The sequence below is a fragment of the Nostoc sp. ChiQUE02 genome, assembly GCF_034531305.2.
Classification (GTDB): domain Bacteria; phylum Cyanobacteriota; class Cyanobacteriia; order Cyanobacteriales; family Nostocaceae; genus Nostoc.
Genome location: NZ_JAVRBN020000027.1, coordinates 53,524 through 66,571 on the forward strand (window position 1 = coordinate 53,524; position 13,048 = coordinate 66,571).

General features: G+C 42.2%; 12 protein-coding genes. All 12 read left to right on the forward strand.

The annotated features are described in order from the left end of the window. Positions 1-83: 83 nt before the first annotated feature. Positions 84-593: a gluconokinase gene (locus RM347_RS24200; RefSeq protein WP_322715707.1), complete on the forward strand. Its 510-nt coding sequence runs from the start codon at positions 84-86 to the stop codon at positions 591-593. A gap of 138 nt (positions 594-731) precedes the next feature. Further along, positions 732-1,055: a DUF1815 family protein gene (locus RM347_RS24205; protein WP_322715672.1), complete on the forward strand. Its 324-nt coding sequence runs from the start codon at positions 732-734 to the stop codon at positions 1,053-1,055. A gap of 322 nt (positions 1,056-1,377) precedes the next feature. Next, positions 1,378-1,656: a hypothetical protein gene (locus tag RM347_RS24210; protein WP_428850602.1), complete on the forward strand. Its 279-nt coding sequence runs from the start codon at positions 1,378-1,380 to the stop codon at positions 1,654-1,656. 150 nt (positions 1,657-1,806) lie between these two features. After that, positions 1,807-2,703, forward strand: a complete 897-nt coding sequence (locus RM347_RS24215) for an inositol oxygenase family protein (protein WP_322715674.1) — start codon at positions 1,807-1,809, stop codon at positions 2,701-2,703. 1,105 nt (positions 2,704-3,808) lie between these two features. After that, the gene (locus tag RM347_RS24220; RefSeq protein ID WP_322715675.1) at positions 3,809-4,804 is read left to right on the forward strand and encodes an ABC transporter substrate-binding protein; all 996 of its coding nucleotides are present in this window, start codon (positions 3,809-3,811) and stop codon (positions 4,802-4,804) included. A 136-nt stretch (positions 4,805-4,940) separates the two neighbouring features. Continuing rightward, positions 4,941-5,996 carry an ABC transporter substrate-binding protein gene (locus RM347_RS24225; RefSeq protein WP_322715676.1) on the forward strand — a complete coding sequence of 352 codons (1,056 nt, stop codon included), beginning with the start codon at positions 4,941-4,943 and terminating at the stop codon, positions 5,994-5,996. A gap of 421 nt (positions 5,997-6,417) precedes the next feature. Beyond that, positions 6,418-7,974, forward strand: a complete 1,557-nt coding sequence (locus tag RM347_RS24230) for a sugar ABC transporter ATP-binding protein (protein ID WP_322715677.1) — start codon at positions 6,418-6,420, stop codon at positions 7,972-7,974. After that, complete coding sequence (locus RM347_RS24235; RefSeq protein WP_322715678.1) at positions 7,971-8,969, forward strand: ABC transporter permease subunit; 999 nt, start codon at positions 7,971-7,973, stop codon at positions 8,967-8,969. Before RM347_RS24230 ends, RM347_RS24235 begins: the two co-directional genes overlap by 4 nt. Before the next feature lie 122 nt (positions 8,970-9,091). Then, positions 9,092-10,492: a sugar porter family MFS transporter gene (locus RM347_RS24240; protein ID WP_322715679.1), complete on the forward strand. Its 1,401-nt coding sequence runs from the start codon at positions 9,092-9,094 to the stop codon at positions 10,490-10,492. A 358-nt stretch (positions 10,493-10,850) separates the two neighbouring features. After that, a complete protein-coding gene (locus tag RM347_RS24245; RefSeq protein WP_322715680.1) occupies positions 10,851-11,006 on the forward strand; it encodes a hypothetical protein in 156 nt (51 codons plus the stop codon). Further along, a complete protein-coding gene (locus tag RM347_RS24250; protein WP_322715681.1) occupies positions 10,993-11,256 on the forward strand; it encodes a Gfo/Idh/MocA family oxidoreductase in 264 nt (87 codons plus the stop codon). Before RM347_RS24245 ends, RM347_RS24250 begins: the two co-directional genes overlap by 14 nt. 110 nt (positions 11,257-11,366) lie before the next feature. Further along, complete coding sequence (locus RM347_RS24255; RefSeq protein WP_322715682.1) at positions 11,367-12,980, forward strand: iron uptake porin; 1,614 nt, start codon at positions 11,367-11,369, stop codon at positions 12,978-12,980. Positions 12,981-13,048: the final 68 nt, after the last annotated feature.

The window sequence follows — 13,048 nt, forward strand, 5'->3', positions numbered from 1 at the left end:
CCTAGAAAGAAGTCAGAAGCCTTGAATTCTGCCTCCATTTCAATAACTTAACTTTTCTTAAGAAAAAGATGATTAAGCAGTCAATGATTATTATCGTCATGGGTGTATCCGGTTCCGGCAAAACCACCATCGGAAAACTGCTAGCAGACTCGTTAGAATGGGAGTTTAGCGACGCTGATACTTTCCACTCGCCAGAGAATGTTGAGAAAATGCGGCGCGGTATCCCTCTGAGTGAAGCTGACAGGACGCCTTGGTTGCAAGATTTGCAAACAGCGATTAAACATTGGCTGCAAGAAAATAAAAATGTGGTGCTGGCGTGTTCGGCTCTAAAAGATAGCTATCGGCAATTTTTGGTATTGGATAGCGATGGCTCCGCCAACGCCAAGGGCGAACGCATCAAGCTAGTTTACCTCAAAGGGTCTTATGAGTTGATTCAAATGCGGTTGCAAGAGCGTAGCAATCACTATATGAGCGAAAAACTCCTCGGCAGTCAGTTTAATACTCTTGAAGAGCCATTAGATACTATATCTATGGATGTTGCACAACCACCCCAAATAATTGTACAAAACATTAGAACGGCTTTGGAAATTTAGCTTATTGCTTACAACCCTAAGATTAAGATTAATCACGTCTCTAGGAAAACACGAACTTTTGGCAACTAAATTACATCAAATATCAGTCTAAAGAAATTTTCAAAGGAACCACATAACTGTAGTGGTAGGAGAAAACTAGTGTTTCTAAGATTAGCGCAACAACATCGGGAATTCATCCAAGACTTGGTAATGAACCTGCAAGCCTTGACAATTATACTTGAGCGGCGTGGCTATACTGCGTCTTGTTATACATGCGGCGACGAAATGAACAGTGCTTCATTTATGGTTAGCTTGGGAGAAAAGCACCTGATTCGATTTTTAGTGTCTGATTACGGGATTACTTGGATGGAATTGTGGGACGATCGCGAATTAATGAAGTTGGAGGGTGCAGAAGCGATAAACCAGCTACAAGAGTTGGCTAATATTGTCAAGTATTCTCCAGCCATACAATTGACAAATTGACACTCCTCTGGGTGAAGCTGATAAAAACATTAACATGGATGCACACCTGTGTAAAACAAAAGATAAACTTATATTTAATAGTTTATGCAGACGTGTGCATAAACGTTTAAACAATTTACCCAACAGATGAATTATCTGTAGGCACGTACAGATGTACGCTCCTACCCATGTATTTGCAAATGAAGTGATGGTTTCGGCTCGTCTTGAAACCACTAGATACGTGCAGATGTAGGAGAACCTTATGGAAACCAAGTTTAGGTACAGGGATTATAGTTTAGTTGGGCCGGAATCGGTGAAAGCTGTGGAGAGCGGTTTGTCATGTGTGCAGTGGTATAGATGTCCGATTGAGCGTCAACAACTGAAGGAATTGATGAAGCGCCGCGATATGCCGGCATTGCGCGATACGGCGCTGTGGTTCATCCTAATTATTACAGCTGGTGCGATCGCTTATGTCAGTTGGGGCAGTTGGTTCGCAGTACCGGCGTTTCTGGTCTATGGCTGGCTTTATGGGGGAAATTTTATATTTTGCAATCGATGTGGTCCATGCAGCGCCTTCATCCGAACGGCAAAGAACGCTCGACATCGGAATCGTTCAAGATGATCCCTATGCAAAGACGAAAAGAAACTTAACACATATTTTTGCACACGTGTGCAAAAATAAAATAAGTCCAAGACAGGTTTTGCACACCTGTGCATAAGGTGGAGTGTGAAAGTACCATTTAACAAATACAATATCGACAAGTAAAAAGATATGTCTCAAACTCTAAAGAATTCCATCGAACAAGCTCAAAACAATCCCTTACATTCGCTAGAAGAATGGGAAGAAGACTTACTTAATCGCTATCCCGACCCGGACAGCATAATTAAAGAAGGTAAAACCACCGAAGAGTACAGGAATTACGAAACGCCTATTAGAGACACGGTGAAAGAGTTCTATCGGTTAAATCATATCAATCAAACCTATGATTTTGTATTAGAGAAAAAAGAACAATTTCTGAAGTTAGATAAGAAAGAAATGTCTGTCTGGGATGCATTGGAGTTTTTGAATCAATTGGTTGATGATTCAGATCCTGATACAGACTTAGATCAATTACAGCACCTATTGCAAACATCAGAAGCCATTCGCGCTGATGGTCACCCAGACTGGATGGTACTTACTGGCTTGTTTCACGATATGGGGAAGGTACTTTGCTTATTTGGTGAACCCCAATGGGCCACAGTAGGCGATACCTATCCTGTGGGTTGTGCATTTTCTGATAAGATTGTCTTCTCGGAATTTTTCAAACAAAACCCTGATTACAATAACCCTATATATAACTCGGTATATGGTGTTTACGAGCCGAATTGTGGTTTGAGTAATGTACACATGTCATGGGGACATGATGAGTATGTATATTACATGATGAAAAACTATTTGCCAGAATCTGCATTGTACATTCTCCGCTATCACTCATTTTATCCTCAACATCGTGAAAATGCTTACGAACATTTGATGGATAAACACGATAAAGAAATGTTTAAATGGGTGAAGTTATTCAATCCCTACGACTTGTATTCAAAGAATCCTAATCCTCCAAATTGGCAAAAACTAAAGCCTTACTATGAAGATTTAGTGGCTAAATATTTACCTACAACCTTAAAATTCTAAATCTCCGCTAGTAGCAAAGGCAAAGAATTTAAAGCATACCCTATAGACTTTATAACTGATTGGGCTTGTGGAGATTGGGATTATTTTTCCCTAATGATGATGAATAACAATTCTTCAGCAAGCCTAAACCGAGTGGAATGTTTTCTAAGAAAAAATAGCACATTGCCACTTCTAAAAATATAAAACATCTGTGCAGATGTTTTAAGGTTTATAGGCACTGGCTCGGCTTTTCTTTAATTCCCAGATCGACTGAACAGGCGCGAACTACTCATTGCGTCCGTTCTTTCACATCTTGACAACGGCTGTAATCGGTCGGGTGAGAATGACTTTTTTGGTATTCATTCTCCCTCTATCCAAAGAATTATTTAAGTCGAGATATAACAAGACGAACTCTGGCAAATTAGTATAGCAAATAAGCGCACTTGACAAGCATATTTGAGTCAACTCTGAAAATCAGGCAACAGGATTTATAAAAATGGTAATATGCTATATCCTTCTAACCCTAAAAGATAGATTTAAAAGCAAAGACTTACCTCTTGCGGTATTAGATTTTCTCAATTCAACTTAAGCTAAATATGTTAACTTTTTTAAACTCCATCTAAGCTGAAAACTTCTTGTTTTTCGCAAATGCTCCAAAGCAAAAAGCCTAAACTGCATAGAGATAGAGCAGTTTTCTTGACTTTGTAAAGTTCAATAAACGGCTTTCATATTTGGAACAATGCAGGTTAAACTAAAATTAATGTAAAACCAAATACAAATTTGGAATTTTGATAACATTAGATTCTAATAATTTTAGTTTAACGCTATTTTTAGCCCAGGCACTTCCAAATGTAGTTTCACAAAAAAATGTGATTTTTTGATGTAGTGTAGTGCTCATAGTTTTGCTTTAATAATCAAAACATCTAATTTACGGCAATTAATAGTACTAACTCAAATCAGGTCACATTATTATAAAACCTTTGAGAGGAGCCTAAATTGCCAAACCTAGCAGTACTGCTAGGTTATTTCTGAGCTTTTCAGACCTAGCTCATATTGTGATAAATTGGCAAATTTATATTCTACGTACCTTTTTCAAATTTAAATACGTTATTAGAAACAGATGAATATGAAGAGAATTTTGCTCATAGTTGGGATATTAGGTTTCGCTGTTGTTGGTTGCACAAATGGCTCTGCAAATAACAACGCTGCTACTAATACTGCTACCAACACTAGTTTAGAGAGTCAGGTTAATGCTCCTAATAAAAAACTGCAAACAATCGGCGTTGCCTTGGGTGACTTGGGCAACCCTTTCTATAATGCAGTGCAGAAGGGGGCTGAGACAGAAGCCAAAAAAATCGGAGGTAATGTCAGAGTTAATGCAGTTTCCAGTGCCTTTGACCTGAACCAACAAACCAACCAAATCGAAAATTTCACGGCTGCGAATACAGACCTAATTATCCTCAGCGCTGTTGATAAAAAAGGAGTTAAACCAGTTATTGACCAAGCAAGGCTTGCAGGTAAGATTGTCATTGCAGTAGATTCAGCCGTTGATGCAGATGTGGATGCGATGATTAGCTCTAATAATACGCAAGCGGGAGAAGTTGCTTGCCAATATATTGCCGATCGCCTCAAAGGTCAAGGTAGTGTAGTCATCCTCAACGGGACTCCGATGGACTCAATCAATCAGCGAGTGAGTGGCTGTGAGAAATCATTGTCTAAATATCCTAATATTAAACTCATCTCTAAAGAGCAAAATGCTGAAGGGACTAGGGATGGAGGGTTGAGAGTCATGAGCGATTTGCTGACAACCTTTCCGAAAATTGATGCCGTTTTTGCCACTAACGACCAAAGCGGTGTCGGCGCAGATTTAGCAGCGAAACAAGCAAGACGTAAAGAATTTTTTATTGTTGGGGTTGACGGATCGCCAGATGCAACCAAAGCAATGGAAGATAAAGATGGTCTATTTGCTGCAACTGCTGCTCAAAATCCCGCAGAGATGGCTGAAAAAGCGGTTCAGATTGGCAACGATATCATTCAGGGTAAAAAACCTGAGTCATCTGAGATTCTAATTCCAGTCAAGTTGGTTACTAGAGAGAACCTCAGCAGCTATAAAGGCTGGTAATTTGTAATTCGTAATTCGTAATTCGTAATTACAAAACACACAAAAGGCTTGATACAGGAAGATTAGAACATTTTACCCTGTTTTTTAATACGTCGTTTTCAAATTTGTGTAAGTCAGAATGACTTGTAGGAGATATATGAATGTGAAAAAGATTGCGTTCACCTCTGGCGTTACGCGAAGCGTAATTGCAGCTAGCTTATTAGGTATCATCAGTGGCAGTTTTATCGGCTGTACAAATGGTTCTCCCGATAGCAACACTGCTACTAACACTGATACTCAACCTGCTACCAATACTAGTGCAGAAGTTAAAACCGCCACTGGGAATAGAAAGTTGCGATCGGTTGCCTTCACCGTTGGCGATCTGAGTAACCCTTTCTTCGTCGTTATGGGACAAGCAGTTGAGGCAGAAGCGAAGAGAATTGGCGGAAAAGATGTCAATGTTATTATAGCTTCCAGTGCTTATGACCTTAATCAACAAGCCAATCAAATCGAAAATTTTACTGCTGCCAATACTGATGTTATTGTTTTAAATGCTGCTGACAAAAGTGGAATTAGACCAATAGTTGAAAGAGCAAAAAAAGCAGGTAAAATTGTTATTGCCGTAGACACAGGTGCAGAGGGAGGCGTGGATGCCACCATCACAACTAATAATGTCCAAGCTGGAGAAGTTAGTTGCAAATATATTGCCGATCGCCTCAAAGGTAAAGGCAATGTAGTAATAGTTAACGGGCCGCCAGTGGACTCAGTAATTCAGCGAGTTAGTGGCTGCGAAAATGTATTATCCAAATATCCCAATATCAAAATCCTCTCTAAAAATCAGAATGCAGATGGTAGCCGGGATGGAGGGCTGAGAGTTATGACTGATTTGCTCACAACCTTTCCGAAGATTGATGCTGTTTTTGCCATTAACGATCCAAGTGGACTTGGCGCAGAACTAGCAGCGAACCAAGCACAACGTAAAGATTTCTTTATTGTTGGGGTTGATGGTGCGCCAGAAGCAATAACTGCGATCGCCAATAAAGATGGTTTATATGCAGCAACTGCTACTCAAAATCCACGAGGAATGGCCCAAAAAGCAGTTCAGGTTGGGAATGACATTTTAAATGGTAAGAAACCTGCTAATCCAACCATTCTGATTCCAGTTAAGTTGATCACAAAAGATAACGTCAGCACAGAAAAAGGCTGGGAGTAATAAAACTTGTGAATTTGTAATTGAAAATTATGTCTTTTGATATAACTCCTTTGGCGCATTTGTAAAGTTTTTGCATATACCTAGAATGTCCGACAGTTTTCATTTAAATTAATACCAAACCTCATTTCTATTTCCTGGCTTTTGTTTAATAGAAAGATGGGTTTATAAAGAGGTTAAAACTCTGCTGCACCGAATTGATAACCGCTATGTATGTGCGTCAGTGGAAAGTTTGAGTGTCTATTTATAGTACTTGGACTTTCCCAACAATCTCTCTGAACTAACGTTAACAACAAAGGATGAAAATATCTCTTTCCCACTCATAGTCAGCTTTTAAAACATGATTTTGCGATCGATAAAATATGAATTTATTCATTTCTAATTCAGATTCGCAAATTTTAAATAGTTTTTACAGGTTTTGCTCATGACAACCAATATTGAAACCTCACGTTCTGATACACCAACTAGCACCCCAGTGTTAGAAATGCAAGGAATTACAAAACGATTTCATGGTGTATCTGCGCTCCAAAATGTTAATCTCACGATTTACCCAGGAGAAGTTCACGCCCTCATGGGTGAAAACGGAGCAGGCAAAAGCACATTGATGAAAATCCTGGCAGGGGCTTACATTGCCGATGAAGGAGAAATTCGCATCAATGGTCAACCCTTGAAAATTACCGACCCAGCGACAGCACGTAAATCGGGTATTAATCTCATTTATCAAGAACTGAATGTTGCACCGAATTTAACCGTTACCGAAAATATGTTTATGGGTAGCGAGTTGCGGCGAGGTCAGCTTTTAGACCGCCAAGCGATGCAACTAGAAGCAGAAGAAGTTCTGGAAAGCCTGGGAGCGAATTTCACCGCGCAGACTATAGTTGGTACTTTGTCCATCGCCGAACAGCAGCAAGTGGAAATAGCCAGGGCGCTGAAGGACAAAAGCCGCGTTTTGGTGATGGATGAACCAACAGCTGCCCTATCTGACCGCGAGAGCGACCATTTATTTGAGGTCATTCGCAAACTGCGGCGTGATGGTATTGCCATTATCTACATCAGCCATCGCATGGAAGAAATCTATGCCCTAGCTGATCGGATTAGCGTGTTGCGTGATGGTCAATATATTGGCAGTCTGACACGCAGTGAAATTTCTCCCCAGCGATTAGTGCAGATGATGGTTGGTCGCTCCATGCAAGACTTTTACGAACATCAACGGCAAATGAATCCTGGGCCAGTGGTGCTGTCAGTCAGAAATATGAGCGACGCCCGCAAAAAGATTGAGCCGGCTAGTTTTGAACTTCATGCTGGAGAAATTCTGGGTTTAGCTGGGTTGGTTGGTGCCGGACGCACAGAACTATCCCGGCTGATTTTTGGTGCAGACCGTAAAGCTAGTGGCGAAGTATTCTTGAATGGGATGAAACTGGAAATTAATAGCCCCAGTGATGCCATTGCTGCGGGAATTGGCTACGTTCCAGAAGACCGCAAAGATCAAGGTTTATTTCTGGAAATGAGTGCCCGCAAGAATATTGCCATCAACACACTCAAGCAAGATGCAAAGGGTGGAATTGTTAACTGGCCTTCAGTGAATCGCCTGTCAACAGATGCGGTGGAAAACTTCAATATCCGTCTAGCCAATTTGGAAATTAGAGCGCTCGATCTTTCTGGTGGTAATCAACAGAAGCTATTGCTAGCGCGTTGGTTAGCCATTAAACCGAGAGTGTTGATGTTAGATGAGCCGACACGCGGCGTAGATATCGGTGCTAAAAGCGAAATTTATCGAATCATGAGCGAATTAGCAGCACAAGGTGTTGCTATTTTAATGGTTTCCAGCGAACTATCAGAAATTGTCGGCATGAGCGATCGCGTCTTAGTGATGCGAGAAGGACAGCTGGTAGGTGAGCTGGATGGCAGTCTTGGCAAAGAAATCACCCAAGAAAAGATTATGCACTACGCAACTGGAGCATCGGAGGTATCAGCATTATGAGTCAAACAGTCAGACCGCCTATCAATAAATCAGCCAACAATCCCGCAGCTCGCAACCGGAAATCAATCAGCAGTCTGTTGGAAGTTGCGGGTATTTTGCCAATCTTAGTAATCATCTGCATCTTATTTGCATTCCTTTCTCCCAACTTCCTCACCGGCGGTAACATCGTCAATATCTTGCGTCAGGCATCAATCAATATTGTGCTGGCGACAGGAATGACTTTTGTAATTCTCACCGGCGGTATTGACCTTTCAGTTGGGTCAATATTGGCTGTTTCTGCGGTAGTTGCATTGCTGGTATCGCTACTACCGGCTTTAAGTTGGGCAGCTGTACCTGCTGCGTTGCTTGCAGGATTGCTGTTAGGCTTACTCAACGGTGCGCTCATTACCTTCTTGGATGTGCCACCTTTTATTGTTACGCTGGGTTCACTTACAGCCTTGCGGGGTGTTGCCTTTTTAATTGCCAAGGGTACAACCCTGATTAACCGGGACATAAATTTTGCTTGGGTGGGTAATACATATATCGGTCCCATTCCTTGGCTAGTGATAATTGCGCTACTGACTGTGATAGCTAGCTGGTTTATCCTGCGGCAAACTGTTTTAGGAGTGCAGATATATGCCGTTGGTGGTAACGAGCGGGCAGCCAGATTAACAGGGATTAAAGTTAATCGGGTGTTGCTATTCGTCTATGGTATTAGCGGATTACTGGCAGGTTTAGCAGGAATCATGAGCGCCAGCCGTCTTTATAGTGCCAGTGGCGTATTAGGTCAGGGTTACGAATTAGATGCGATCGCAGCTGTTATTCTAGGTGGAACCAGCTTTACAGGCGGTATTGGCACCATTGGCGGCACTCTTCTAGGTGCATTGATTATTGCTATTCTCAACAACGGTTTAACCTTGTTGAACCTATCTTACTTCTGGCAACTAGTCGTCAAAGGACTAGTAATTATTTTGGCAGTAACTATCGATCGGTTACGCAGACGTTCTAGACGGTGAACAAAAGGCAGGGGAGCAGGGGAGCAGGGGAGCAGAGGAGAAGTTACAGTAAGTCTTTCCCTTCTGCCCCTCCGCCCCTCCGCCCCTCTGCCTCCTATACCCAATTCCCAATATATAAACTTATGTCTACCACTACTGTTCGTCGTAAAGCCAGCACGTTTTATGTAATTTTGATTGCTGGTGCCGCTGCCCTCGGCGGGTTTTTATTCGGTTTTGACACTGCTGTAATCAATGGTGCGGTTTTATCTTTAGCAAAAGCTTTTAATACCAGTAGTTGGATAACAGGGCTGGCAGTGTCTCTAGCGTTGCTGGGGTCTGCGATAGGAGCCTTCTTTGCTGGACAGATTGCAGACCGTTATGGTCGAGTCAACGCAATGGTGGTCGCATCGGCGTTGTTTACTATCAGTGCCATTGGCTCTGGGATTGCCTTTACTATCTGGGATTTTATCTTTTGGCGAGTATTGGGTGGGATTGGCATCGGCGTTGCTAGCGTCATCGCCCCAGCTTACATTGCCGAATGTTCTCCCACCCATTTGCGCGGAAGGTTAGGATCTCTGCAACAATTAGCGATCGTAGTGGGAATTTTCGTTGCCTTATTGAGCGACTACTTTATCGCTACGTCAGCAGGTTCAGCAGACTCGCCGTTTTTGTTTGGGATTGCAGCTTGGCGCTGGATGTTTTGGACAGCAGTCCCACCAGCAGTATTCTACGGAATGGTAGCTTTAACAATTCCTGAATCTCCCCGTTATTTGGTTGCCAAAGGAAGAGAATCAGAAGCTGTTAACGTTCTGACCAAGATTTTAGGAGGTGACGTACTGCCAAAAATCGAAGAAATTCGGCAGACAGTACTTCGCGAACGCCAACCCAAATTTTCTGACCTCTTAAGCAGAAGTGGCGGACTCCTGCCAATTGTTTGGATAGGAATAGGCTTATCTGTATTACAGCAATTTGTTGGGATTAATGTAATCTTCTACTACAGCAGCGTTTTATGGCGTGCTGTCGGGTTTTCCGAAAAAGATTCCCTAACAATCACGGTAATTACAGGAGCAGTCAACATTATTACAACACTGATTGCGATCGCCTTCGTAGATAAATTTGGTCGCAAGCCCTTACTGATAATCGGGTCAATCGGCATGACCTTGACCTTGGGGACGATGGCTTATCTTTTTGGCCATGCTCCCCTCGATGCTGCTGGGAACCCCAATCTTACCGGAAGCGCCGGGACTATAGCTCTGATTGCAGCCAACCTCTATGTATTTTGCTTCGGTTTCTCTTGGGGGCCAGTGGTTTGGGTGCTGTTGGGAGAAATGTTTAATAACAAAATTCGAGCTGCCGCACTTTCGATTGCTGCTGCTATGCAATGGGTTGCTAATTTCCTCATTTCGACAACATTTCCTCCTATACTGCAATATTTCGGTCTAGGTTCTGCCTATGGACTCTATACAATTGCAGCAGCTACCTCATTCTTTTTCATTCTCTTTTTTATTAAAGAAACCAAAGGGATTGAGCTAGAAGACATGTAATTAGCATCCATCTAGTACCGCTGCGCGTAATGCGTAATTCGTAATTAGTATCTCTGTATCCTCTGCACCTGTGAGGTTACATAGTTAAAGAAGTTTGTAGTAAGCACTTTAGTGCTTAGATTAGGGCTAGAGTCACCCACTACGAACTTCTCAAAATTAATGTGGTGGAGTACTAGATGGAACATTCACAACTGATGACGACAAGGTAATTGAATAATATGTAGCAGTGTGTTTATAAATCCAGTATTTTCCTAATTCACTTAATGAGTCTGCATTCCCATATTTTGATCTGACATTTCGGAGAAAATATCAGACAACAACTAAATACCAAATTTCGCTTCAGTAAATCAGTAAAAAAATGGAAACTATCAATACGGCTCTTTGTTCTTCTGGTTTATCCGGCATGGTATTTCATGCGCCGTTTATTGATTTACATCCCGGATTTAAATTAGCCGGTTCTTGGGAAAGAAGCAAAAAACTGATACAAGAACATTATCCTGATGTCAAAACTTGATTGGTATAGAGAGCCGGAAAGTGAATATGGCTTGCTGCATACAGAAAAAGACACAAAAGTAATTCGAGAAAAAGTCAAAAGTTCACAGGGGAGCTATTTAGGTTATTACGATGCAGTCTATAAATCTATTGTTAGTAATCAGCCAATTGCTGTTACCGCCGAAGACGGAATTAATGTAATGAAAATTATAGAAGCAGCTATTAAAAGCAGCAATGAGCAAAAAGTCATAACGTTGCTTGAAGTGAGCTAAAACTCCAACTTAAAATATGTAACTTTAATGTTGATTAGCTCATACTTTGGCTCGAAGATAATTTCTTTCGTTACAAGCTTATAATTAAACCATTTTCAATTAATAAATCAATGCTAAAAACTATTTTTCCTAGCTTTTTTATTTTATTTTTGGCAATTCCAGCAGTTTGGGCAGCACCTCCAGAAGACGATCCTAATGCAGCAGATGCTAATCGGACTTTGCAGGGACAAGTCACTTCTGTTTCCCAGTTTTCTGATGTACAACCAACCGATTGGGCGTTTGGTGCATTGCAATCGCTGGTGGAACGCTACGGTTGTATTGCAGGTTATCCCAATTCCACCTATCGCGGGAACCGTGCCTTAACCCGTTATGAGTTTGCCGCAGGTTTAAATGCTTGTTTGGATCGGATTAATGAGTTAATTGCCACAGCTACTAGCGATTTAGTTAATAAGCAAGATTTGGCAGTGATGCAAAAGTTGCAGCAAGACTTTGCCACAGAACTGACAACTCTGCGCGGACGAGTAGATACCTTAGAGGCACATACAGCAACATTGGAGGCGCAGCAGTTTTCCACTACTACTAGATTGAATGCTCAAATTATTACCGCTATTAGTGATACCTTTGGCGATCGAGTAGGTGGCGAAAATGATGAATCCAATCTCTACTTTTCAAATCGGGGTCGTCTCAACTTTGAGAGCAGTTTCACTGGCAAAGATTTATTGCGAGTTCGGCTAGAATTTGGTAACTTTGCGAATTCTAATGGTGCAAGCCAAATTGCCGCAGCCACAGGCACAGGGATGACACGCCTGAACTTCGATTATGACAGCGACGAGACACTTGTTGTCCCCCACATCCGTTATTACTTCCCAGTCAGTGATTCTCTTAACTTCGTTGTTGGGCCCACAGGCATTGGTTACACCGACATTACAACCACCGTCACTCCCCCCACAATCGCTGATGACGGCAATGGGGTTCCCTCACTATTTGGATCGTACAGTCCCTTATTCCGGCGAGGTGGCGGTGGTGCAGCGGCTAACTGGAACATTACCAAAGACTTGGTTCTCACCTTGGGCTATTTAGCAAGCAATCCTAATGGGCCATCGCCTAGTAACGGCTTGTTTGATGGCGGCTACAACGCCTTAGCGCACTTAGCCTATTATGGTAAGCAAGGAGCGATCGGGGTTGCTTACTCTCATGGCTATAGCCCTGGTGGAGTAACCGATATCTCTGCTGGGACGGGTAGCGTCCTGTCAAACGCTCCTTTTGGCAACAACATTGCTACTTCCAACAATATTGTCGGCACACAGGGATACTATCGCTTCTCCCCGAATTTCCAAGTCCACGCTTGGGGTGGATATATTTGGGCAAATGCCGAGAGTTCTGGTTTGAGTGATATTTCCAATGGTAGGGGTGGATCAGATTCTCTATTTGTGAACAATGGTGCCAATGCCAATGTCTGGTTTGGGGCGGTTGGTGTGTCGTTTCCCGATGTGGGTGGTAGAGGCAATCTGCCAGGAATTCTCTTTGGTATACCACCCCATGTCTCTAACAGTGATATCCGTCAAGAGCGAGACAATGCTTATCATATCGAAGCATTTTATCGCTACCGCTTAAATGACAACATCTCAGTGACTCCTGGTTTTTGGGTGATTCTCAACCCAGAAAACGACAGCAGAAATGATACGCAGTATGTGGGTGTGCTTCGCACAACCTTCGATTTTTAACTGAATGTCAATGGTTTGCTTGACCAACAGAGTGCTGAATACTCAGCACTCTTTAGGGACTTACAGTG

Excerpts from the sequence above, each read along its gene's own strand:
- RM347_RS24240 (WP_322715679.1), top strand. The coding sequence starts at position 9,092 with ATGTCTACCACTACTGTTCGTCGTAAAGCCAGCACGTTTTATGTAATT.
- RM347_RS24225 (WP_322715676.1), top strand. The coding sequence starts at position 4,941 with ATGAATGTGAAAAAGATTGCGTTCACCTCTGGCGTTACGCGAAGCGTA.
- RM347_RS24250 (WP_322715681.1), top strand. The coding sequence starts at position 10,993 with ATGTCAAAACTTGATTGGTATAGAGAGCCGGAAAGTGAATATGGCTTG.
- RM347_RS24220 (WP_322715675.1), top strand. The coding sequence starts at position 3,809 with ATGAAGAGAATTTTGCTCATAGTTGGGATATTAGGTTTCGCTGTTGTT.
- RM347_RS24230 (WP_322715677.1), top strand. The coding sequence starts at position 6,418 with ATGACAACCAATATTGAAACCTCACGTTCTGATACACCAACTAGCACC.
- RM347_RS24255 (WP_322715682.1), top strand. The coding sequence starts at position 11,367 with ATGCTAAAAACTATTTTTCCTAGCTTTTTTATTTTATTTTTGGCAATT.
- RM347_RS24215 (WP_322715674.1), top strand. The coding sequence starts at position 1,807 with ATGTCTCAAACTCTAAAGAATTCCATCGAACAAGCTCAAAACAATCCC.
- RM347_RS24200 (WP_322715707.1), top strand. The coding sequence starts at position 84 with ATGATTATTATCGTCATGGGTGTATCCGGTTCCGGCAAAACCACCATC.
- RM347_RS24235 (WP_322715678.1), top strand. The coding sequence starts at position 7,971 with ATGAGTCAAACAGTCAGACCGCCTATCAATAAATCAGCCAACAATCCC.
- RM347_RS24245 (WP_322715680.1), top strand. The coding sequence starts at position 10,851 with ATGGAAACTATCAATACGGCTCTTTGTTCTTCTGGTTTATCCGGCATG.